General features: G+C 69.2%; 17 protein-coding genes and 2 riboswitches. Of the genes, 8 read left to right on the forward strand and 9 right to left on the reverse strand.

Annotated features, from left to right (window positions below):
- Nucleotides 1-9 precede the first annotated feature (9 nt).
- The 3 genes from AB5J55_RS12335 to AB5J55_RS12345 are packed head-to-tail and all read right to left on the reverse strand — an operon-like array spanning nt 10 to nt 3549.
- Nucleotides 10-753 carry a hypothetical protein gene (locus AB5J55_RS12335; protein ID WP_369270713.1) on the reverse strand — a complete coding sequence of 248 codons (744 nt, stop codon included), beginning with the start codon at nt 751-753 and terminating at the stop codon, nt 10-12.
- Entirely contained in the window at nt 740-2290 is a 1551-nt protein-coding gene (locus AB5J55_RS12340) for a VWA domain-containing protein (protein WP_369270714.1), read from the reverse strand. Before AB5J55_RS12340 ends, AB5J55_RS12335 begins: the two co-directional genes overlap by 14 nt.
- Nucleotides 2291-2328: 38 nt before the next feature.
- Entirely contained in the window at nt 2329-3549 is a 1221-nt protein-coding gene (locus AB5J55_RS12345; protein WP_369270715.1) for a hypothetical protein, read from the reverse strand.
- Between the two features lie 172 nt (nt 3550-3721).
- Between AB5J55_RS12345 and AB5J55_RS12350 the strand changes: the two genes are divergently transcribed.
- On the forward strand, nt 3722-4015 hold the full coding sequence (locus AB5J55_RS12350; RefSeq protein WP_328428111.1) for a hypothetical protein: 294 nt from the start codon (nt 3722-3724) through the stop codon (nt 4013-4015).
- An 8-nt stretch (nt 4016-4023) separates the two neighbouring features.
- Here the strand turns inward: AB5J55_RS12350 and AB5J55_RS12355 are convergent, their stop codons facing one another.
- The 3 genes from AB5J55_RS12355 to AB5J55_RS12365 all read right to left on the reverse strand — a co-directional run bounded on the left by AB5J55_RS12355 (nt 4024) and on the right by AB5J55_RS12365 (nt 7830).
- Nucleotides 4024-5094 carry a prenyltransferase/squalene oxidase repeat-containing protein gene (locus AB5J55_RS12355; protein WP_369270716.1) on the reverse strand — a complete coding sequence of 357 codons (1071 nt, stop codon included), beginning with the start codon at nt 5092-5094 and terminating at the stop codon, nt 4024-4026.
- The gene (locus tag AB5J55_RS12360; protein WP_369270717.1) at nt 5091-5825 is read right to left on the reverse strand and encodes a class I SAM-dependent methyltransferase; all 735 of its coding nucleotides are present in this window, start codon (nt 5823-5825) and stop codon (nt 5091-5093) included. The genes AB5J55_RS12355 and AB5J55_RS12360 overlap by 4 nt, the downstream gene beginning before the upstream one ends.
- 103 nt (nt 5826-5928) lie before the next feature.
- Nucleotides 5929-7830, reverse strand: coding sequence for a glycosyltransferase (locus AB5J55_RS12365; RefSeq protein ID WP_369270718.1), 1902 nt, complete (start codon nt 7828-7830; stop codon nt 5929-5931).
- A 210-nt stretch (nt 7831-8040) separates the two neighbouring features.
- Here AB5J55_RS12365 and AB5J55_RS12370 point away from each other — a divergent pair, with 210 nt between their 5' ends.
- Nucleotides 8041-8658, forward strand: a complete 618-nt coding sequence (locus AB5J55_RS12370; protein ID WP_369270719.1) for a TetR family transcriptional regulator — start codon at nt 8041-8043, stop codon at nt 8656-8658.
- A gap of 1 nt (nt 8659) precedes the next feature.
- Nucleotides 8660-8838: riboswitch (TPP riboswitch) on the reverse strand.
- 65 nt (nt 8839-8903) lie between these two features.
- Here the strand turns inward: AB5J55_RS12370 and AB5J55_RS12375 are convergent.
- The gene (locus AB5J55_RS12375) at nt 8904-9137 is read right to left on the reverse strand and encodes a ferredoxin (protein WP_369270720.1); all 234 of its coding nucleotides are present in this window, start codon (nt 9135-9137) and stop codon (nt 8904-8906) included.
- A gap of 2 nt (nt 9138-9139) precedes the next feature.
- Nucleotides 9140-10597, reverse strand: coding sequence for an aldehyde dehydrogenase (locus AB5J55_RS12380; protein ID WP_369270721.1), 1458 nt, complete (start codon nt 10595-10597; stop codon nt 9140-9142).
- 190 nt (nt 10598-10787) lie between these two features.
- Between AB5J55_RS12380 and AB5J55_RS12385 the strand changes: the two genes are divergently transcribed.
- The 6 genes from AB5J55_RS12385 to fxsT all read left to right on the forward strand — a co-directional run bounded on the left by AB5J55_RS12385 (nt 10788) and on the right by fxsT (nt 21248).
- Nucleotides 10788-11816, forward strand: coding sequence for an MBL fold metallo-hydrolase (locus tag AB5J55_RS12385; RefSeq protein WP_369270722.1), 1029 nt, complete (start codon nt 10788-10790; stop codon nt 11814-11816).
- A gap of 435 nt (nt 11817-12251) precedes the next feature.
- Nucleotides 12252-14441: an FxsB family cyclophane-forming radical SAM/SPASM peptide maturase gene (locus AB5J55_RS12390; RefSeq protein WP_369270723.1), complete on the forward strand. Its 2190-nt coding sequence runs from the start codon at nt 12252-12254 to the stop codon at nt 14439-14441.
- Nucleotides 14438-15265 carry an aminoglycoside N(3)-acetyltransferase gene (locus tag AB5J55_RS12395; RefSeq protein WP_369270724.1) on the forward strand — a complete coding sequence of 276 codons (828 nt, stop codon included), beginning with the start codon at nt 14438-14440 and terminating at the stop codon, nt 15263-15265. Before AB5J55_RS12390 ends, AB5J55_RS12395 begins: the two co-directional genes overlap by 4 nt.
- A 13-nt stretch (nt 15266-15278) precedes the next feature.
- Nucleotides 15279-15935, forward strand: a complete 657-nt coding sequence (locus tag AB5J55_RS12400) for a TIR-like protein FxsC (protein ID WP_369270725.1) — start codon at nt 15279-15281, stop codon at nt 15933-15935.
- The gene (locus AB5J55_RS12405) at nt 15932-17188 is read left to right on the forward strand and encodes a TIR-like protein FxsC (RefSeq protein ID WP_369270726.1); all 1257 of its coding nucleotides are present in this window, start codon (nt 15932-15934) and stop codon (nt 17186-17188) included. The genes AB5J55_RS12400 and AB5J55_RS12405 overlap by 4 nt, the downstream gene beginning before the upstream one ends.
- Nucleotides 17181-21248, forward strand: coding sequence for an FxSxx-COOH system tetratricopeptide repeat protein (gene fxsT / locus AB5J55_RS12410; protein ID WP_369270727.1), 4068 nt, complete (start codon nt 17181-17183; stop codon nt 21246-21248). Before AB5J55_RS12405 ends, fxsT begins: the two co-directional genes overlap by 8 nt.
- 43 nt (nt 21249-21291) lie before the next feature.
- On the opposite strand, the gene AB5J55_RS12415 is transcribed toward fxsT, so the two are convergent.
- Nucleotides 21292-22215 (reverse strand): alpha/beta fold hydrolase, encoded by a 924-nt coding sequence (locus AB5J55_RS12415; protein WP_369270728.1) that lies wholly within the window; start codon nt 22213-22215, stop codon nt 21292-21294.
- 550 nt (nt 22216-22765) lie between these two features.
- Nucleotides 22766-22897, forward strand: a riboswitch (cobalamin riboswitch).
- Nucleotides 22898-22927 lie beyond the last annotated feature (30 nt).

The following is a 22927-nucleotide window of genomic DNA, read 5'->3' on the forward strand; positions in this document are numbered from 1 at the left end:
AGGGACGGCTCACCAGAAGACCGCCAGCGCCTCCAGCGTCGCCTCCCGGGTGTCCTCGCGCCAGCCTGTCATCTTGCCGAGGCAGCGGGCCGTGAACGTGCCGGCGGGGATGGAGCGCCGGGCGTTGCCGGAGGCCACGACGCGCATGTAGACGGGGGGTTGGTCGTCGCCGTACTCGGCGCGCAGGACGAAGCCGTCCGGCACGTCCGGGACGCGCGTGAACTCCGCTCGCACCGAGACGAACTCCCCGATGCGGCTCAGGGAGACTTCGCGATCGTCGCCGAGGCGGTCGGCGAGTACGCGGTTGGGGACCACGGTCATCGTGGGCAGGTCGGCGTGGACGATGACGTCGGCGCGTTCGAAGGCGTCGATGAGCATGCCGATCACGTTGATGGGCTTGTCCTTGCGGACGAACTTGCGGAACGTCTCCTGGCTGACGTCCCGCTTGGCGCGGAACAGCCAGGCCAGGAAGCGCGTCCAGAGGCCGACGCTCGTGTCGACCTTCGTCCGCAGTTCCACGGCCTCCTCCAGCGCGGACCGGTAGTTGCCGATCTCGTAGAGGTCCATGACGGACTGCTCGTCCAGGTACAGGCAGATGCTGTACGCGGACTGCCACCGGCGCATCCGGCGGCGCCGCTCGCGGGACTGGCGTACCAGGACCGCCACGAGCGCCACGGCGCCGAAGGCCGTCGCCAGCCAGACCGCCATCCACGGCCACCACATGCTCCACCACAGTGCGTCAGTGACAGCCACGGATCTCCTTGAACGCCTCGGAAAGGGAGGAAGGGGAGGAGGGGGAGGAGGGGGAGGAGGAGGCGGCTTCCACCATTCGCCCGCCCGTCTGCGCCGCCGCGCGCCGCAGTTCCGCCGCGTCGGCGTCGCCGAAGTGGACGGGGTAGGTGTGGACGCCGGTGCGGACGGGGGCCGGGAGTGCTTTGTGACGGCGTACGAAGTCCGTGTAGGCGATGCCGGCGTTGTTCTCGCCGTCCGTCATGAGGACGAGCGATACGGCACGGTCGGGGTCGTCCGCCAGCTCGCGGGCGGCGGTGCGGTAGCCGTGGTCGAGGGCGGACCATACGGCCGTGGAGTCGCCGTAACCGCCGCGGGCGACGCTGTCGGCCAGTGTCCGCAGGTCCTTCGGGCCGGTGACGGTGACCGTCCTCTCCTCCAGGACGCGGCCGCCGAAGCGGACCACCGTCAGCCGCTCGCCCCGGTAGAAGCGCGTGAATTTGCCGGAGGCCGTGGAGTCGGCGCCGCTCAGGTCGGCGAAGGCCTTACGGAGCGCGGCCATCCGGTCGCCGCGCATCGAGCCGGAGAAGTCGAGCAGGAAGACGACCTGACTGGCGGTGCGCCGGCTGGGGTCGCCGTAGTCCTTCAACAGGGTTTCGATGACGGCGAGTTGGTCGGGGAAGTAGAGCGCGTTGCCGACCGGCTCGCGCAGCTGTGGGTCGCGGGTGACCGTGGTGCTGACGGGGCGGCGCAGGGTGCGCCGCATGATCTCCCGCTGGACCGAGTCGCGCTGGAGCCACTCGGTGACCTTCGCGTAGGCGGCGCGGTGCGAGGCGTCGAGGAGGAGCAGGGGGAAGTCCGCGAGGACCATGCCGTCCTCGGGGCGGACGACCTCCAGGCGGTCGTCGAGGCGGTCGGCGGCGTTGAGGGCGAGCAGGTCGGACTCGTACGTGATGAGGGCGTTCGCCTCGTCCTGGTGGTCGGCGTAGGTGTCCACCAGGGCCGGCGAGGTGTCCGCGGTGAGGGTCTGTCCGGAGCGGAAGCCCCGCAGCCGGTCGCAGGAGACGTCGCCGGGGCGCAGTGCCCCGCCGGTGCCGGCCGCGGCCGTGGCGACGCCGACCAGGGCGGCGAGCCCGCTGGCGGACTGCCGGGGGTCCGCCATCCCGAAGCGGACGGTGCCCGTGGCGGCGGCGTCCGCGATGTCCGCCCAGGTGAGCCGGCCGCCGGGCACCTCCGCGCGGAGTTTGCGAGCCACGTCGGGCTTCAGTCCGACGACCACCGGGGATGCCATGGTCGCCGTGCGCTGCAGCCCCTGGACCGCGCTCCTCGCGGTGAGGCGCAGATAGCGGTCGGAGGACAGCCAGGCGAGGTCGTAGCGGTCGCGGTCCGGCGCTTTCGTCTCGGCGTCGCGTCGCAGGTCCAGCCGGAGGTCGACGCCGGTCTCCTGCTTCAACTCGCCGAGGAGCGGGGTGAGTACGGCCAGATCGGGGCCGGCGAGTACGCGCAGCCGGACGGGCTCGTCGGCGTCGCCGCCCGAGCAGGCGGTGAGCACGGCGGCCATGAGGGTCAGGCAGAGCGCCAACGGGCCTGCACCGCGCCTCACTGGACGTCGCCCTTCCGGTCCGGGCAGTCGCCGACCGTCTTGATCATCTGTTCCAGGAGGGGCAGCGGGGGCAGCACCGCCCGGGTGTCGTTGGACGAGGTGGTGGGCACGGGGATGTGCCGCCGGGTGAGGAACTCGGTGAGTTCGTCGCCGGTCGTGCCGCCGCTGTTGCCGTTGCGGGCGCGGAAGCCCAGCTCCATGGCGCGGTGCTGGAGTTCGGGGTCCTCGCTGACGAGTTCGCCGAGCCGGGCACCGTCGCCGGTCAGGGCGACGAGCTGGGGTTCGGTGACGAAGCGCGTGGAGGGGTAGAGCAGGACGCGTTCGTCGTCCGGGGCGCCCTTGTCGGCCCGGTGGCGGATCTGGTGGGCGAGGAACTGGTGCTCGTAGATCACGGAGATCGGGGCGATGCTCTGCCCGTCGGGGGACAGATACGTTTCCGCCCGCTCGGAGGACGGCAGGCCCTGTTCGACGAGGAGCGGCTTGATCTCCTGGGCGACGCGGGCGGCCTCCTTCTCGTCGTCCGGGGCGTCGTTGTCGTTGTCGACGAAGGCGACGAGGCCGAGGTAGGTGCCGGCGGAGTTGGACTCACAGATGTCGGAGGTCTGGGCGAGGATCTTGTTGGAGTTCTGGACGCCCTTCCGGTCGATGTCGATGTCGCTCCAGCGCTTGCCCTCCTCGGTGAGTTTCACGAAGGGGGTCATTTCGAGTGTGTAGTACATCGGCCGGCCGCCCGGGTTCGGCTGTGCCTCGGCGACGTCCGCGTCGACGAGTGCCTCGGCGTAACTCCGGTACGTGGCGAGCACGATGGGGCTGACGAACGGGCGGTACAGCAGCACCGGGCGGTTCACCCCGGCGCGCTCGCGGCTGATCCGGTCGGCCGCGGGCTGGCCGGAGGGGAAGACGACGTCGTATCCCTCGAAGTCCTGATTGGCGATCTCGCGGGAGCCCATGCTCGTGATGTGCACGCGGAATCCGTGCTTCATCAACAGCCGCTCGACCTCGGGGTCCTGGAAGAAGTCCCGCTTGGAGGCCATCTTCGCCTCGATGGTGACGACCTGCCGCAGCGGTAACAGCAGGTTCCCGGTGGCCATGAGGAGGATCAGGCCGACGATCGGGACGGGCAGCGCGAGCGCCAGCACGCTGCGGCGCGGACGGACGCGCGGGGGTCTGGTGACGGCTAAGCGGGGCTCGTCCGAAGCGGGTCTGTTCGCGGGCACCTGCGTCTCCCCCCGTGGCTGGGGCAGGATCGTCGGTGATCGAAATGACGGCTGAACGACCTCGTGGGAAACGCCGGTTGAATGTGAGGACCCGTTCGGGTTCCGGTCGGGGTGCTCCACCGCGAGTTTTGGTCAAGGGTTTCAGTCACGTATCCCGGGCTACCCGCAGGGCATGTCCCCTAGATATCGCAACGGTTCCAACCAGGCCGGCACGGCCATAGCAATCGTCGCTGACGTCATGGCCCTCATCCTGGGCATGTGGATTCTGATGTACCTGCTGGACGCCAACCGGGCGAACGACTTCGTCCAGTTCGTCCATGACGCGGCCCGCTGGCTGGCGGGTTGGTCCCACGACCTGTTCACCTTCGACGAGGAGTGGGCGAGGGTCGTGGCGGGGTACGGTCTGGCCGCGGTCGTGTACCTGTTCGTGGGTCACGCCATCGCCAACCGGGTCCACCGCCACTGACCCCGACGTCAGCCGCAGCAGTCCGGGTCCAGCCCTGCCGGCAGACGGTCCCCACCGAACACCGCGCAGGTCGCCTCGTGCCCACCCAGTGCGGCGACGGCCAGCAACAGCGACCCCGCCGTCCACGTCGTGAGTTCGAGCGGCCAGATGGCGGCATCCTCGAAGACGTAGCCCGTCCAGTACAGGCCGCTCTCCGGGTCCCGCAGGTGCTGGATCGACTGGAGGATGTCCAGCGCACGGTCGGACTCGCCCATCGCCCACAGGGCCAGGGCGAGTTCGGCCGACTCGCCGCCCGTCACCCACGGGTTGGGCACGACGCACCGCACTCCGAGGCCGGGCACGACGAAGCGGTCCCAGCCTTCCTCCATACGGGACTTGGCCTCGGCGCCCGTCAACGCCCCGCCCAGCACCGGGTAGTACCAGTCCATCGAGTACCGGTTCTTGTCGAGGAACCGCTCGGGGTGCCGGCGGATCGCGTGCCGTAGCGCACCCGCCGCCAACTCCCAGTCCGGCTGCGGCTCTTCGCGCTGCTCGGCGATCGCGAGCGCGCACCGCAGCGCGTGATGGATCGACGACGAACCGGTCAGCAGCGCGTCCGCCGTCGCCGTGCCGTCGTCGTCGCGCCGCCAGCCGATCTGCCCGCCCGGCTGCTGGAGCTTCAGGACGAACTCGATGGCCGCGTACACGGACGGCCACAGCCGGTCCAGGAACGTGTCGTCGCCGGTGGAGAGGTAGTGGTGCCAGACGCCTACGGCTATGTAGGCGACGAAGTTGGTCTCGCGCCCGGGGTCGGTGACGTCGTCGTGGGCCCCGTCCCGGTAGGCGGCGTACCAGGAGCCGTCCTCGTTCTGGTGGGTGGCCAGCCAGGTGTACGCCCGCTCGGCGGCGGCGTGTTCACCGGCCGTGTCCAGCGCCATGGCCGCCTCGACGTGGTCCCACGGGTCGAGGTGATGCCCGCGGAACCACGGGATCGCCCCGTCCTCCCGCTGTACGGCGAGGATCCCCGCGACGGTCGCGGCGGCCTGCTCGGCGGTGAGGACCCCGGGCAGGACGAGGTGTTCTGTCCGGGGGGTCGTCACTTGGCGTCCACCCGGGGGAGGTGGGGCTTGGTCGCGTACGCCACGAAGCTCTTGCCGATCAGCGGGTTCAGTGCCTGTTCGGCGACCCGGGTGGCCAGCGGTTTCTTCATGATGTCCCAGACCAGCAGCTTGTGGTACGCCCGCACCGGCAGCGCCTTGTCGTTGTCGACGCCGAACGCGCACTTCAGCCACCAGTACGGCGAGTGCAGCGCGTGCGCGTGATGCGTGCCGTACGGCTTCAGGCCGGCCTCGCGGATCTTCGCGAGCAGCTCGTCCGCCTTGTAGATGCGGATGTGGCCGCCCTCGACCTCGTGGTACGCGTCGGAGAGCGTCCAGCAGACCTTCTCGGGCCCGTATCGGGGCACGGTGATGGCGATGCGCCCGCCGGGCTTCAACACCCGCACCATCTCGGCGAGTACGCCCTTGTCGTCCGGGATGTGCTCCATGACCTCGGAGATGATCACGACGTCGAAGGACTCGTCGGGGAACGGCAGCGCGAGCGCGTCACCCTCCATCGCCGTGGCGGTGGCACCCTCGGGGGCCTCCCCCGCCTCCTCCATCGCCGCGAACCACTTCGCGACCTCGCGGATTTCCTCAGCGTTCTGGTCCAGCGCCACGACCTGGGCACCGCGCCGATAACACTCGAACGCGTGCCGGCCGGCCCCACAGCCGAGATCCAGAACACGGTCCCCCGGGGCGAGCGGGAACCGGGAGAAGTCGACGGTCAGCACGTGGCCCTGCTTTCGCGATCGGAAGGGTGGGGGTGGGAGTGAGGGAAGCAGCTGGAAGGGGTGGAGTGGGGGTGCCCGGGGTGGGCGAGCGCGCGCACGACGGTCACTGGGCGGCCTCGGAAACGCGCGCGGCCGGGCCGGCCTGAGCGGCTTCGGTCACGCGGGTGGGGGTGCCCGCGGAGGCGGGTTCGGGCGCGGGAGTGGCGTCACCGACCCTGGGGGCCTCGGACCCCCGCACGGCTCCGCCGACCCTGGCGGCCTCGGAGACACCCACCGCGTCACCAACCCTGACGGCCTCAGCCACGCCGACGCCGTCGGACGCGCGGGTGGGGGTGCCCGCGGAGGCGGGTTCGGGCGCGGGAGTGGCGTCACCGACCCTGGGGGCCTCGGACCCCCGCACGGCTCCGCCGACCCTGGCGGTCTCGGAGGCACGCACGGCGTCACCCGCACTGACGGCCTCGGCCACGCCGACGGCTTCGGTTCCCGGCTCAGCGTCGCCTGCCGCGGCGACCCCCGTCACACGGATGGCATCGTCGACCTGCGCGGTTGCGGGCGCCTTCCCTGCCTCGGCGGTCCCTGCCGGCTCGGCATGCCGTGCCGCCGCGGAGCGGGTGGTGACCGGGGTCGCGGAGCGGCTGTTGTTGATGGTCGAGGAGCGTCCGGTGTTCAGGCCTGCAGCGCGGAGCGCGTCGCCCCCCGAGCGGGCTATGGCCTCGCGGTAGCGGGACACCGTCCCCTCTGCGGCCTTGGCCCAGGTGAAGTTGCGTAGGACTCGGTCGCGTCCGGCCGTGCCCAGGCGGTCACGGAGTTCGGGGTCGCCGAGCAGGCGGCTCAGGCCGGCGGCCAGGGCGCCCGGGTCGCCCGGCGGCACCGCCAGACACGTCTCGCCGTCGCGGCCGGCGACCTCGGGAATCGCCCCGCCGGTCGTGGCGACGAGCGGCGTCCCCGTGGCCATGGCCTCGGCGGCCGGCAGGGAGAAGCCCTCGTAGAGCGACGGCACGCACGCCACCTGTGCCGAGCGGACCAGGTCGACGAGCTCCGCGTCGGAAATGCCCTTGACGAACTCGACGGCGCCTTCGAGGCCGTAGCGCTCCATCGCCTGCGCGACCGGGCCCTCCTCGGGCCGCTTGCCGACCACGACCAGGTGGGCGTCGGGGTGCTCGGTGCGGACCTTGGCGAGGGCCTCGACGAGGAAGACCAGGCCCTTCAGCGGGACATCGGCGCTGGACGTCGTCACGATGCGGCCCGGGATCTGCCGTACCGAAGGATCCGGCGAGAACAGGTCCGTGTCCGCGCCGATGTGCACCACGTGGATACGGTCCTGCCGCACGCCGAGATGGTCGACGATCTCCGCGCGGGACGTACCCGACACGGTCAGCACCGACGGCAGGCGGCGCGCGACCCGCTTCTGCATGCGCGTGAAGGCGTACCAGCGCCGTACGGACATCCGTCGCTTCCAGCCCTCCGCCGCGTCCAGCTCCAGCTGCCGGTCCACGGTGATGGGGTGGTGGATGGTGGTGACGAGGGGCGCGCCGACGTCACCCAACAGGCCGTACCCCAGCGTCTGGTTGTCGTGCACCACGTCGAACTCGCCGCGCCGGGCCCGCAGATGGCGGCGGGCGCGGAGCGAGAACGTCAGCGGCTCGGGGAAGCCGCCGGTCCACATGGTCGCCACTTCCAGCGCGTCGACCCAGTCGCGGTACTCGTCACGCTTCGGCGTGCGGAAGGGGTCGGGCTGGCGGTAGAGGTCGAGGCTGGGGAGCTCGGTGAGGCTCAGGCGGCCGGCGTACTCCGCACCCTCGTCGAGGACGGGGTAGGGCTGGGAGCCGATGACCTCGACGCGGTGCCCGAGGCGGGCGAGCTCGCGGGAGAGGTGCCGGACATAGACGCCCTGGCCGCCGCAGAACGGGTTCCCTTTATAGGTGAGAAGCGCGATGTCGAGCGGTCGCTCGCCGTCGGCGGCAGGGTCCGTCGGGGACCCGGCCTCCCTGGCCTCAGCGGTCACTCTGGGCCCCCTTCTCCCTGCACTGTCCCGCGAGATTACGCCGGGACGCTAATCTAGAACAAGTTTCAGACTTGATCGTTCAAGAGGCTCTGAATCTACCGGCAGGTAGCGCCGCTGTGAGCGATGGATCAGGTGATTCACGCCACGGCCCACGCGCTGGCATGCTCTGTCCGGTCACTCACCCTCACCGACTGTCACGGAACGGGATCCATGCCTGCGGAAGTCAGTAGCGCGAGCCCCGCCTCACCGCCCCTCACCGAGCGGCAGGAGGCCCGCCGTCGGCGCATCCTGCACGCCAGTGCGCAGCTCGCCAGCCGGGGCGGTTTCGACGCGGTGCAGATGCGCGAGGTCGCGGAGTCCTCGCAGGTGGCGCTCGGCACGCTGTACCGCTACTTCCCGTCCAAGGTGCATCTGCTGGTCGCCACGATGCAGGACCAGTTGGAGCACATGCACGGCACGCTGCGGAAGAAGCCGCCGCAGGGGGAGACGGCGGCCGAGCGGGTCGCGGAGACCCTGATGCGCGCCTTCCGCGCCCTTCAGCGCGAGCCGCATCTGGCCGACGCCATGGTGCGGGCCCTGACCTTCGCCGACCGCAGCGTCTCCCCCGAGGTCGACCAGGTCTCCCGGCAGACCACGGTGATCATCCTGGACGCGATGGGCCTGGAGAACCCGACGCCCGAGCAGCTCTCCGCGGTCCGCGTCATCGAGCACACCTGGCACTCGGCACTGATCACCTGGCTGTCGGGCCGCGCCTCGATCGCCCAGGTGAAGATCGACATCGAGACGGTGTGCCGGCTCATCGACCTGACGGCGCCCACGGGCGCGTGAAGGACCTACGAGACGGGTTCCCTTCGCCGGTATTGTCCGGATCAGGTGCTGGGGGTCGCCTTCCGGCCCGACTGCTGCCTTCCGGCCTCTCAGCCCGGACCGTCGATGTCGGCCCCAGCGGAAACCGTCTGCTTCTCGCCAGAGTCGGCTACTCCGGTTCGGACTCCCTCACTCGTCCCGTAGGCCGGTTTCCAGAATAGAACATTCGCCCGGAAATGAACCCCCTGAAAAGGGATTTTCTGCCACTACTCCTCCGGCGGGAACACCGGCTCCCCGCTCCCCAGCAGCGTGATCACGATGGCCTCCACCGGGCAGTTCTCCGCCGCCGCCAGAATCGTCTCGTTCGCGTCGGACTCCGGGTCGGCCGGATGGGCCTGGCGGGCGGTGTCGAGGTGGAAGCCGCCGGGGGCGTGGTGCACGCACTGGGCCGAGCCGATGCACACCGACCGGTCGACCTCGACGTGCCAGCGGTCGCCCATCCCTACGCCTCCCAGCCGGCCGGCAGGTGGATCATCTTGTGCTCCAGATACTCGCCGTACCCCTCGGGCCCGAACTCCCGCCCCAGGCCGGAGTTCTTGTAGCCGCCGAACGGGCCCAGCATGTCCAGGCTGAAGGTGTTCACCGAGTAGGTGCCGGTACGGACCCGGCGGGCGATGTCGATGCCGTGCGCGGTGTCGGCCGTCCAGACGCTGCCGCTCAGGCCGTAGTCGGAGTCGTTCGCGATCTTCACGGCCTCGGACTCGTCGCCGTAGGGCAGGAGGCAGATCACCGGACCGAAGATCTCCTCGCGGGCGATGCGCATCGAGTTGTCGACGTCCCCGAAGAGGGTCGGCTCGACGTACCAGCCCTTCTCCAGCCCCGCCGGACGTCCGCCGCCGGTCAGGATCTTGGCACCCTCTTCCTGACCGATGCGGATGAAGTCGAGGTTCCTGCGCTGCTGGCGCTGCGCCACCAGCGGGCCCACCTGTGTCGCCGGGTCCAGCGGGTCGCCGACCACCAGCGCGCCGGCCGCCGCGGCGAAGGCCTCGGCGAACTCGTCGTAGCGGGAGCGCGGGAGAAGGATCCGGGTCTGGGCCACGCATGCCTGGCCGTTGTTCATCCAGGCCGCCGGGACGACACCGGCGAGGGTCGCCTCGACGTCCGCGTCCGGCAGGACCACGGCAGCCGACTTGCCGCCCAACTCCAGTGTCACGCGGGTGAGATTGCGGGCGGCGACCTCCATGACACGCTTGCCGGCCGCCACCGACCCGGTGAAGGAGACCTTGTCGATCCCCGGGTGCCCGACCAGGTACTCACTCACCTCGCGGTCCGCCGGGAGGATCGACAACACGCCCTCCGGCAGGCCGGCGTCCCTCGCGATCTCGGCGAGGAGGTAGGCGTCGAGCGGCGTCTCCGGGGACGGCTTGAGGATCACCGTGCAGCCGGTCAGCAGCGCGGGCGCGAGCTTGGCGGCGGCGACGAACTGCGGGACGTTCCAGGGCACGACGGCGGCCACGACCCCGACCGGCTCGCGCCGCACGAGGATCCTCCCCAGCACGCCGTCGCGTGTCTCCTCGTACGTGAAGTTCCGCGCGACCGTGATCGCCGAGTCCCACACCATCATCGCGCCGAGCGCCTGCGCGAGGACGCTCCAGGAGTACGGGGAGCCGTTCTCGGAGGAGATCACGCGGGCGATCTCCTCGTGCCGCACGGCGATTGCGTCCTTGATGCGCGTGACGACCTCGATCCGCTCGTCGAGGCTCATCCGCGGCCAGGGCCCCTCGTCGAACGCCTCGCGCGCCACCGCGACCGCCCGGTCGACGTCGGCCGGCGAGGCGTGCGGCACGCGTCCGATGACCTCTTCCGTGTGCGGCGAGATCACCTCGATGACGTCCTTGCCCAAGGGGTCGGTCAACTCCCCGCCGATGAACAGCTGTCCGTGTTCCACGAGCTCGGTCATGGCGACTGCCTTCCCTGGAGCAAGAATCCGGGCACTGACTCTGACGATCCATCAGATATCCCTGCACTGATACCAGTTCCACTCCGAGGAGTCCACGGACCGCACATGGATGACTCGGGCTCCCATAGAAACGCGTTCTAGTTATAGTGGCCGGGTCGGCCGGAAACGTGTCGCGGCGATTGGGGAGCCCATGGCGCAGGTGTACGACCACGGCGGCGGCGTCCGGTCCATCCAGGTCCCCATCCCTGACAACCCGCTCGGCCACACCCTCGTGTACGTCGTCGACACCGACCGCGGCCCGGTGCTGATCGACACCGGCTGGGACGACCCGGCCTCCTGGGACACCCTCGCCGAGGGCCTGGCCGCCTGCGGCACCGCGCCCGCCGACATCCACGGCGTGGTGATCACCCACCACCACCCCGACCACCACGGCCTGTCCGGCAAGGTGCGCGAGGCCTCCGGCGCCTGGATCGCGATGCACGCGGCGGACGCGGCGATCGTACGGCGCACCCGCACCACCCGACCCGAGCGCTGGTTCTCCTACATGGCGGCCAAGCTCACGGCCGCCGGCGCCCCTGACGCGCACGTGGCCCCCCTGCGCACGGCCCGCCGCCCGAGCACCCTGCCCGGCTTCTCCCCCGCGGCCCCCGACCGCGAGATCGTCCCCGGCGAACTCCTCGACCTCCCCGGCCGCCGCCTGCGCGCGATCTGGACCCCGGGCCACACACCGGGCCACGTCTGCCTGCACTTGGAGGAGGACCACCCGGCCCAACTCCCCGGCCACGGCCGCCTGTTCTCCGGCGACCACCTGCTCCCCGAGATCACCCCGCACATCGGCCTGTACGAGGACCCCGACGACACGACCGTCACCGACCCGCTGGGCGACTACCTGGCCTCCCTGGAACGCATCGCCGCACTGACCCCGGCCGAGGTCCTCCCGGCCCACCAGCACACGTTCACCGACGCGCCCGCCCGCGTACGGCAGTTGCTGACCCACCACGAGGACCGCCTCACCGACCTCCTGACCCTCCTCGCCGCTCCCCTCACCCCATGGGAACTCGCCGAACGCATGGAGTGGAACCGGCCGTGGGACCAAATCCCCTACGGATCACGGAACATCGCGATCGCGGAGGCCGAGGCCCATCTGCGGCGACTGGTGAAGCTGGGGAGGGCCGAGGCGGTGACGGGGAGTGAGCCGGTGGCGTATGTGGCGGTGTGAGGACACCGGGTGAGTTCAGGTGGTTCGTCGCGGCGAAGGGCTCCTCACAAGGCCGTTTCGCTCGAACGGTTGGCCGGAGGTCGTCTTGTCATGGGCCTTGCGCGAATGCAGCATGAAGGTGTCGAGTTGCCGACGCCGCTGCCGGAATACCCAGTACGGGACGCGACACAAATGCGGGTTTTAGGGATGCTCCGGGGCGCATCACCCGAGGGGAACTGTCATGCAAAGCGACGTAGAGAACAGCGCCGCCGCACGACCAGTGGGTGAAGCCCGTCGTACCGCGAGCAGCACCGCCCGCCCTGACCGTGTGTCCCTGTGGAGCCTGAGTCATCGAGGTGAGCGACAGGTCATGCGGGTCTCGTCGACCGGCAGCCCCACGTCCGCAGGATTTCAGTCCAACGTCTGAGACGGAACGCGGACGACGTGCCAGCGCCCGTGACGATACGGCCATTCCGCCAGTTCGTGATGAAGGTCCACAGCAGGTGCGACCTCGCCTGTGACCACTGCTATGTCTATCGGCACGCCGATCAGAGCTGGCGCCGTCGCCCCCGGGTGATGGCGCCACGCATCGTCCGGGCCACCGCCGAGCGCATCGCCGAGCACGCGCGAGCCCACCGGCTGCAGCGGGTGACGGTGGTGCTGCACGGCGGTGAGCCACTGCTCGCCGGACCCGAACGGCTCGCTGCCCTGGCCCGCGAACTGCGCCGCTCGCTGGACGGCATCGCGGTACTCGACCTCCGTATGCAGACCAACGGACTGCTCCTCGACGACGAGTTCTGCGCACTGCTGGTACGTGAACGCATCCACGTGGGGGTCTCCCTGGACGGGGACCGGGCGTCCCACGACCGTCACCGGGTGCGGGCCGACGGATCGGGGAGCTACGACGACACGGTGCGAGCGCTGCGACTGCTCGGGCAGACAGCCCACCGTCCCGCGTTCGCAGGCCTGTTGTGCACCGTCGATGTCCGCAACGACCCGGAGGCGGTCTATGGCGCTTTGGCCGACGTACGCCCTCCGCGCGTGGACTTCCTTCTCCCTCACGCCAATTGGGACCATCCGCCGGCCCGTCCGCAGGGCACCACGGACTACGCGGACTGGCTGATCACCGCATACGAGCGGTGGAACCGGGACGACAGGCCGTTCAGCATCCGCGTCTTCGAGTCCGTGGAGGCAGCGGTGATGGGCGAGCCCGGCTTCACCGAGGCGCTCGGGCTGGGCAGTCCCGATCTCCTGGTGATAGAGACCGACGGGGCGATCGAGCAGGCCGACTGGCTCAAGACGGTGGCCGAGGGCGCCCCGGAGACCGGCTATCACGTCCTGGTCAACAGCTTCGACGAGGCAGCCCGGCACCCCGGCTTCCAGGCTCGAAGCCTCGGCCTCGACGGACTGGCCGACCAGTGCAGGGCGTGCCCCGTGGTGAGCATCTGCGGCGGAGGGCTCTACGGTCACCGGCACAGATCCGGCACAGGCTTCGTCAACCCCTCGGTGTACTGCGCCGACTTGATCAAGCTCATCCAGCACATACAGTCGACCACCCCTACGACACAGTCGCTGGCCGTGCCGCCGGCCGACATCGGCGCGCTCACGGCCGGCGGCGCACCGGAGCACGCGGCAGTACTGCGCCTGTCGAAAACCCAGTTGGACCTGCGCCGCTCGATGCTGGCGTATCTGAACCAGGCCGGAGTCGGCTCGGAGGAGACCTGGCAGGCTCTGCTGGACCTGGACGGTCCCGACCTCGACCTCGTGCTCGCGGATCCCGCGGTCCACTCGTGGGCGGTGGCGGCATGCTCCGCCGACACCAGCGGGCAGGCCGTGCCGGACACGGAATTCCTCGCGGGAATCGCGCTGGCCGCGGCACTTCGCTCAGGGCAGCGTCTGAAGCTCACGGTCCCCATGAGCACCCCGGGCATCCTGACCCTGCCCTCGGTCGGCCGCCTGCGGATGCTGCCGAACGGGGTGTCCATCTCGTCCGGGAAGGGGATCCGGGTGGGTACCGACGACGGACGCGTGTGGCGGGCGGACGGCGGCGGGGCGATCTGGGAACCCGTACAGAATCTTTCGGCCGGGGGGTTCGACGTGTCACTGGAGTCGAACACCCTTCGCCCGACGGCTGCCAGGTCGCCGGCCGACCTCGCGGCCAGATGGCGGCGGCCCCTCGAAGCGGCCTGGGAAGCCCTCTCCCATCAGCACCCGTACCAGGCTGCCGCCCTGGCAGCCGGTGTGAGGACACTGGTGCTCCTCGACAGGGAGCCGCCGCAGAACGCTTCCCGACCGCCATTCGGCGCGCTGGCGCTGGCACCGCCCGGCACCACCCAGGACCTCGTCCTGGCCCTGCTCCGGGAATGGCAGTACGCGAAGTTCGCGGCCCTCCGCGACCTGCACGACCTCGGCGGCGCGGGGCAGGAAACGGCGCTGCGAGAGGCGTACGCTCACCTCGCCGTGGCTCGCGTATGGCACACCCGTCCGGGGCCGACCGCCCGGGGCCTTGCAGCCACGTGGGGGAAACGCTCGCTCGCCGCCCTGGATGCCTTCGCCTCCGAGACCGACGCCGCCCCGGCTGCTACCGGCCTGCGCCTCGCAACGGAGATCAGAGCAGCCGCCGACTCGCTGATCGCCGCTCCATGACAGCGGCGTACTCGAGAGGCAGGCTCACCGATGATCTTCGGTCCCTCGGGCTGCGTCCGGGCGACATCATCCTGGTGCACTCTTCACTGCGCAGGATCGGCCCGACCGAACGAGGGGCGGCAACTGTCGTAGAAGCCCTGCGCGCCGCCGTCGGCCCCGAGGGGACCATCGTCGTACCGACGTTCACAGCGGCCAACTCCCTGTCGTCCCCCATCTACCACGAACGCACCAGGGGCATGACCGCTCAGGAGATCGACGCGTTCCAGGAGGCCATGCCGGGGTTCGACCCCGCCATCACGCCCAGCACCGGAATGGGCGCCGTCGCCGAACTGGTGCGGACCACGCCGGGGGCACGGCGCAGCGCGCACCCGCAGACGTCGCTGGCCGCGTGGGGGCCGCGGGCCGAGGCCATCACCCGGCGCCACCTCCTCAACTGCCCCCTCGGGAAGGACTCTCCGCTGCAACTCCTCTACGAGCTCAAGGCGCGCGTCCTGCTGCTCGGGGTCGGCTTCGAGTCATGCACGGCCTTTCACCTCGGCGAGTACAGCTCGCCCGCCCCGCCCATGGGGGTCTACGAGTGTGTGGTCGCCGATGGCCGGCAGGCGGACGGTCAACCCGGGCGACAGTGGCGGTCGTTCGAGGCCGTGGCCTTGGACGACCGGGACTTCGGGCGCCTCGGGGGGTGGCTGGAGCACCAGCGCACGGACACGGGACAGCGCGTGGTGCGGCGCGGTCGGGTGGGCGGAGGAATTGCCCGGCTCCTCCCTCTGGCTGATTCGGTGGACTTGGCTGTGGAATGGTTCAAGGAACACCGCACGGGCTGAGGGGGCAGCGCTGGTGACCGAATCCCACTTATCGGGCCGCCCGGCTGACAGCCAGGATCTGTACTTTTTCCACAGTTATGCACAGTTGCCCGGCGCCGCAGGCCTGCGTGCGCCGGACGAACGACAGGAGGCTTTCCATGCGCTGCTGTGCCAGTTCGTCCTGCAACTGACCACGCACGACGGGGAAACCCCGATCGGCTTCCTCGACAAGCGCATGCCCCTGGGCGGCGAGTGGGAGAAGCATCTGAAGGAGGCGCTGGCGACCTGCCGGGTCTTCATGCCGGTGTATTCGCCTCGCTATTTCGCCAGTCACTGGTGCGGGATCGAGTTCGACGGCTTCCTCCGACGGCAGGCCGAGCACCACCGCAGTGAGCGCTACACCGTCAGCGCGATCGTCCCGGTGCTGTGGACGTCTCCCGGCAGGATCGTGCTGCCCGAGGTCGTCGAGCCGTTCCAGTGGTACAGCCTCGACCTCGGAGACGACTACCGGCGCATGGGGCTGCTCGGTCTGATGGAAGCGGGCAAGTGGCGCGTCTACCGGCGAACCGTGTGGCGGCTCGCCGAGCGGATCGTCGACGTCGCCACGGCAGCCCGGCTCAAATCCTGCGACGTCAGCCTGTTCGACGGTCTGGGCAACGTCTTCGCGCCACGTACTCAGGGGGACTCATGACGGACTCGACTCCGGTCTTCTTCCTCAGCTACGCCCGCACGCCGGGGCCTCAGGGGGCCGACGCCGACCGGCCGGTCTTCTCCTTCTTCGAGGAGCTCAGGGAGCAAGTGGCCCGGCTGACCGGCGTGACCGCGGGGCATGCCGGTCACGTGGACCGTCCGGACGCTGCATCCGATGGATGGCTCTCGAAGCTGACAGCCAGCAGTGTCTTCGTCCCGCTGTACTCACCGCGGTACTTCACCGATCCGCTCTGCGGACGCCAGTGGACCGCTTTCAAGCGACGCGTGGGCCTCGACTACGGCCGGGCCGTGGTCCCCGTTTTTTGGATCCCGCCCACCCAGGGCACCACACTGCCGATGGCCGCCCTCGATATCCCCACGCACCTGCCGCGCGAGGGCGGGGAAGAGGAACAGCACGCACAGGACCGCTACGCCGAATCCGGCCTCTACCAGCTCATGGAGATGGAGGAGGACGACCAGCGCGCCTATCGCGCGGTCCTGGTACGACTGGCCCAGCGCATCGCGCGGGCGTGGGAGGACACACCTACGCGGCCGGTCAGCATCGAGCGGCTGACCGATCGCCGCGGTCTGGTGGACGCGTTCGCGGCCCAACCGTCGAAGCCGACCCTGCGAATCACGGTTGTCGCGCCGACCGCCGGGCGACTCCCGCCGGGGCGTGAGGCAGTCTCCTACGGACCGGACACCGAGTCATGGCGGCCCTACCGCACGGCGCGTGGAACGCTGACCCAGCAGGCTTTCGCACTCGCCCGCAATCTCGGCTTCGAGCCGGAACTGATCCCCCTCGAAAAGGCTTACGAGAGCATTGCCCACGACAGTTCCACGCGCGAACCCGTCAGGCCCATCGCTCCCTCAATACTCGTGGTCGACGCGTGGGTACTGGGCGATCTCAGGATCGCGGAAAGAGTGCAGCACATCGTCCGGGCCGACCGGCCGTGGCTGGCGGTGATGGCAGTGCTGGCCGAGGACGACCCACAGACCCGGAGCAATGAGGCACGACTGCGGGCGCTGCTGGAGACGACGCTGTCCCGGCACCGGCATCTGGGCGAGATGCCCCGCACCGCTCGCGGTACCGCCGCACGAGGCATTCCGAAGGCCGATGCCTTCGCCTGGCTCTTCGCGGAGTTGGCGAAGAGTTGCTATTTGCGGTATCTCGATTCCATCCAGGATGTTGCCCCGCGCCCGTCGGCCGAACCGGCGGCGAGTCCCGGGGTTCGGAGGCCAACCAGTGACTGACGTGAAGGGCGCGGACGAGATGGCGGGGATGCTGACTCCGGGTCCGGAGGAAACGGCCCGAGGGAAGGTCATCACCTTCTACTCGTACAAGGGCGGCACCGGCCGCACCATGTCCCTCGCCAACACCGCCTGGATCCTGGCATCGGGTGGAAAGCGGGTGCTCGTCGTCGACTGGGACCTCGACGCACCCGGCCTCGACCGCTTTCTGCATCCCTTCCTGGACCGCGACCGGTTACGGACGGCGCCAGGCATCATCGACCTCTTCCTGCACTTCAACCAGACCGTGCTGGAGCAGCGGAAGCAACCGGAACCTCACGCACAGGACGAGTGGGAGACCGCCGAAGCGGCCTGGGTGGCCACCCAGGCCCATTTCAACCACTGCGTGATCCCGATCGACTGGGAGTTTCCGGGCGGCGGCCGACTGGACTATGTCTCGCCCGGCACGCAGAACAAGGAGTACCTGTCGGCGTACTCGCAGTTCGACTGGATGCATTTCCTGGACCACACCTGGCACGGACCGGTCTTCGTCCAGGCCCTCAAGCGCGAACTCACTCAGAATTACGACTACGTCCTGATCGACAGCCGCACCGGTCTGAGCGACGTCTCTGAGGTGTGCACGGTGCTGCTGCCGGACGCCCTGGTCGTCGCCTTCACACCCAGCAGCCAGGGAATGGACGGCGCAGTGGCCGTGGCGCAGAAGATCGAGGGTCTCTACGGCTATCGGGGGATCCGCGTCATTCCGGTCCCCATGCGCGTGGAGGACGCGAACGGCGAGGCCGACCGCCTGGAGGCGGCACGGGAGCAGATGCGGGCGAAGTTCGCCGACATCGTGCGCCGCCACTGCGCCCTGGACGCCCAGGAGTACTGGGGCAAGGTCGAGATCCCTTACCGGCCCTTCTACGCCTACGAAGAACTGCTGGCCCCCTTCCGTGACGCCCCGGGCAGCCCCACCTCGCTGCTCGCCGCTTGCGAACGGCTGACCGATGTCATCTCCGAGGGCGAAGTCACCGCGCTTCCCCGCTTGGACGATGCCGAGCGCAAGCGGGTTCTCGCTCTCTACAAGCGGCCCAGACCGCTGGAGAACACCACAATCCATGTCAGCTTCGTCCCCGAGGACCGCACCTGGGCCGACTGGATCGAGTTCACCCTCAAGTCCGTTGGTTTCCAAGTACGTCTGCTCTCCAACGGCACCACCACAGCGCCGCCGCGAACCACCGGCAAGAACACGGTGGAATCACCCACCCGGACCATCGCGGTCCTCTCCCAGGCCTACCGACGGTCCGCGGAGACACGCGCGGTGTGGGAGGCGGCCGACACCGTCGACGACCTGGGAAATCGGCGCAGTCTGGTTACCGTCCGGGTGGACGACGTACGGCTGAGTCCGCCGTTCTCCGAGCGCACATCCGCGGATCTGTCCCGATGCGGTGCCGATGAGGACGCCGCCAGGCAGACGCTGTTGAATGCCGTGGAGGCTCCGGCCCAGACGTTGTTCAGCCCGGCCGTCACGAGCGACGGCGGTCCTCGCTTCCCCGGAGCCGAGCCCGCAGTGCTGTCCCCGGACATGCCCATCCGCAACCCTTCTTTCACCGGTCGCGAGCAACTGCTGGAGTTCCTGCGCGAGCGGCTGCTGGCCGGCGACGGCACGGTGCTTCTGCGCGGAATGGGTGGCGTGGGCAAGACGATGTTGGCCATGGAGTTCGCCCACCGCTTCAAGAGCGGTTACGACGTCGTGTGGCACGTCCAGGCCGATCAGCGAAACCTTGCAGTGGAGCAGTTCGCGGGGTTGGCAAGCTATCTGAATGTTGCCCAGCGCAAGAACCCGACGGCGACGGCAGCCGGCGTCAAGGATGCGCTGCGTCTGGGCCGGCCCTACAGCCGCTGGCTGCTGATCCTCGACAACGTCGAGCACGTGAACGATCTGTCCGACCTCCTGGTGAGCAGCAAGTCCGGCCACATCCTGGCCACCAGTCAACGCTCCGAGGGCTGGGAGCGGTATGCGGAGATCGTCGACGTCGGCGTCTTCACGCGCGCGGAGAGCGTGTTGCACCTCAAGCGCAGGCTCACCGAGTGCAGCACCAAGGAGGCCGACGAAGTGGCCGCCGCCCTCGGCGATCTGCCGCTGGCCGTCGAGCACGCGGCTGCCGTGCTCAAGGAGAGTGGCCTGCAGACCCGTGAATACGTGAAGCTCCTCGAGCGCCAGCCCTCCGCCGACACACCCGACCTGGGCCCCGAGAATCGGGTTCTCGATGTCTCCCAGACCTGGAAAGTGGCCATCGATCAACTCGACAAGAACTTTCCTCCGGCAGCTCAACTGCTCAAACTGGCTGCCTGGTTCAGCCCTGAACCGATCTCCATGAATCTGCTTCAGGGCACGCAGATCGCACAGTCCCTGATCGGCCCGAGCACCTCGGGCGATCAGGAGTTCCGGCCGCGTGCCTTCGACAGCACGGAGATGATCGCCCGGGCGTTCCGGGAGCTGAGCCGTCTCTCACTCGCCGCAGTGGACCGCAAGTCGAGCAGTCTCCGCGTGCACCGACTGGTGCAGATGTCGGTGCGCCAGAACATGACGGACGAGGAGCAGGAGGCCACCCGGGACGTCGTGTTCCGCACCCTGGTGGCTGCCCGTCCCGAACAGGACGACCCAGAGGACCACCACACCTGGGAGCGCTACCGCATCATCTGGCCACACCTGGGAACTCCGTGGGCCCTCACTACACCCGACTACGGCATCCGCAAGCTGATCGTGGACCGGGTACGCCAGTTGCGTCGCCGCGGTGAGCTGAGGCAAGCGCTCGACCTCAGCACTCGCGTGCACCAGGGCTGGCTCGAACACAGCGGGCCCGACGAGCGCTGGGTGCTCCACATGGGCTTTCAGATCGCCAACATTCTGCGTGCTCAAGGCAGGTACAAGGAGGCCCTGGACATGGGCACAGATGTGCTGAGGCGCCAGGAAGCGGCCCTGGAGAGCCCCTACGATCTCCATATCCTCATGACCTCCGGCGGTGTGGCAGCCGACCTGCGTGGTCTGGGCCGCTATGGGGAAGCACTGGAACGCGATCGCCTCAACCACGAGAGGTTTCTCGAGTTGTTCGGCGAGGACCATCCACGCAGCCTGATGGCGGCCAACAATCTCGCGGTGTGCCGACGGGTGTTGGGGCAGTACTCCGACGCGCTGTCGCTGGACCGCAGAACGATGGAAACCCGGAACAAGATCCTGGGCGCGGAACACCCCTACACGCGGGAATCGACCGTCAACTACGCCCGCAACCTGCTCGACTGCGGCGACTACGCCGGATCCGAGCTTCTGTTGCGACGTACCTACGACCACTGTCTGGAAAACAAGGAGTTCGGCCCGTCCTCTCCCACCACCATCAACGCGGGGAGGTCGCTTTCTGGGGCCCTGCTCCACCTGGGCCGCGCCCAGGAGGCGGAGCAGCTGACGCGCACGGTGCTGGCCAATCTGCCCTCCGAGGAGGGCTCCGCCTCTCCCAACCGGCTGCTGCTCCAACTGGGACTGGCCGGGATGCTGGGCGCGCAGGGCCGTACCGAGGAAGGCTGCGACCTGGCCCGCCAGGTCCTGGACGACTGCCGTCGGCTCTTCCATGACAAGCACCCCTACACGGTGGCTTGTTACGCGAACCTGGCCGTGCTCCTCTACTCGGCCAACGAGGTGGCCTCCTCCCTGGCCTACGCAGAACAGGCGGCACGGGCCTTCGCGGAGATCTTCGACGACGACCACCCGTTCACCCTGATGTGCCGGATGAACCTGGCCAATGCCCAGGCCGCACTGGGGCAGCGGGAACGAGCCCGCGCGACGTACGAGGAGGTTCTGGACCGGCTTGGCGACGTCCTCAACGACAACCAGCACCCCGCCCCGCTGGTCTGCGCCGCCAACCTCGCGGTGGTTCTGAACGAACTGGGAGAGGCGGAGGCCGCCGAGCGACTTCGCGAGGAGGTGCTGGGTGCGCTCACCGCGCGGCTCGGAGCCGACCACCCTCGGGCTCTCGCCCTGCGCAAGTGGAGTCGCTCGGGCTGGGAGTTCGACCCTCACCCGATCTGATCTGCGGGGAGGGGGCGCTCCTGGACTTCAGCGAGCGCCCCCGCTACACGGCGGCCCCGAAGCGTTCGCGGGCCCGGTCACGAAGCCACGCGAGTATTTCCGGTACGGCCGGCAGCGCGGCGAAGTGCGCCGCCTCACGCTTCAGCACGGGTGTCGCTGAAGGGATGCGGGCGGCCAGCCATCGGAAGTGGCCAACGGGCGAGAACGTGTCGTGTTCGCCATGCCAGAGCATGGTCGGGACTTCGACGATCTTGCCTGGCTCGAAGCCCCAGTCCTGTCGGAACGACAGCACGTCGTCCAGCCAGCCGAATGAGGAATGCACGGCGCTGGCCTGGTAGTTGGCCAGGAGTAAGTGCCGGATGCCGCCATGTCCCACCACTAGCCTGTCGGCCGCCGGCATCTCCGGGGTTAGCCAGGTCAGCAGTGATTCAGGGTTGTCCCTGATGGCATCCGCGTTGCTGGCCAGGTTCGCCCTGAGGCGATCCAGACATGCCGCGGAGCCGTCGCTGAGTGCCTCGGAGGCGGTCTTGTAGGCGTCGATGTTGGATTGGGCCATCCCGTCATACCAGTCGAGCCCGTCGGCATCTGGCGGCGCGATGCTGACCAGCGCGGCAGCACTGGCCACCCGGTCCTGGAGCAGCGCCGCGCAGGCCAATGCATGCGGCCCGCCACCAGAACGGCCGAGCACGGAGAACGGTCCGAGATTCAGGTGGTCGGCGATGGCCTGCACATCCGCCGCAGAATGACGCACAGTGCGGCCTTTTAACCGATGCGACTCCCCGTACCCTGGCCGGTCATAGGAGATGAGCCGAATACCCAGTTTGTAGAGAACGCTGGTACGTGGACGCGGCCCGACCCTGCTGCCCGGAGTGCCATGCAGCAAGAACACCGGGTGCCCCTTCGGGTCCCCCGACGTCTCGAAGAAGAGCAGCCTCTTGCCGTCGCCGCTCTTGACACTTCCCAACACCAGGTGTGCCTCCCGTCGCCAGCGCCGCGGCCGCCCGGAGCAGGACCCAGAGAACCAGCATCCCGCCCGTCAGGGCGCCAGTCGACACACAAACCAGCCGTCATAGCGACGGACCAAGGGTTTTCCGTAAGACGCAATGCCACGGGGTGACGGTTGCGCGTCCCGTAGGGCCGCTCGCACCGACCAAACGGTAGAGGATTCGCACCCTCCGGCAGGTCATTCCAGCCACACCGATAGCCATTCGGCGCAAAATGCATGTTTGGTTTGACACTTCAGTGATCACAACGCCCCAGGGCGGCGATCACGCAGACCGAGGGCAGTACCCACATGATGGGGCCACCCGACCCGCCGCGCATCCTGACGTCGGGTGATACCGGTCCGTCCGCGAGGAAGGACCGACGCCATGGCCGGGATCATGCACACGCCCACGGCGAAGCCCGGCAAACCGGTCGACGTCCATGGGCGAAATCCAGCCGAACCGGCCGCCCTCAACCTCGCTCGACACCGAACCACCGCCGCCGCCCACAGCCCCCTCTCAGCCCCCGCCTACCCCCGGGTAGAGTGTCGCCGTCGTCATCACACCCGTACGGGGGAAAGCCGGTGCAAATCCGGCGCTGACCCGCAACCGTGAACCGGTCGTCGAAGGCCGGTGAGCCGGATCGCCGCGTACGGGACAGTGACCGGCTCACGTGCACCGGCAGCCTGCCGGAGC

Source organism: Streptomyces sp. R11, from assembly GCF_041051905.1.
Taxonomy (GTDB): Bacteria; Actinomycetota; Actinomycetes; order Streptomycetales; family Streptomycetaceae; genus Streptomyces.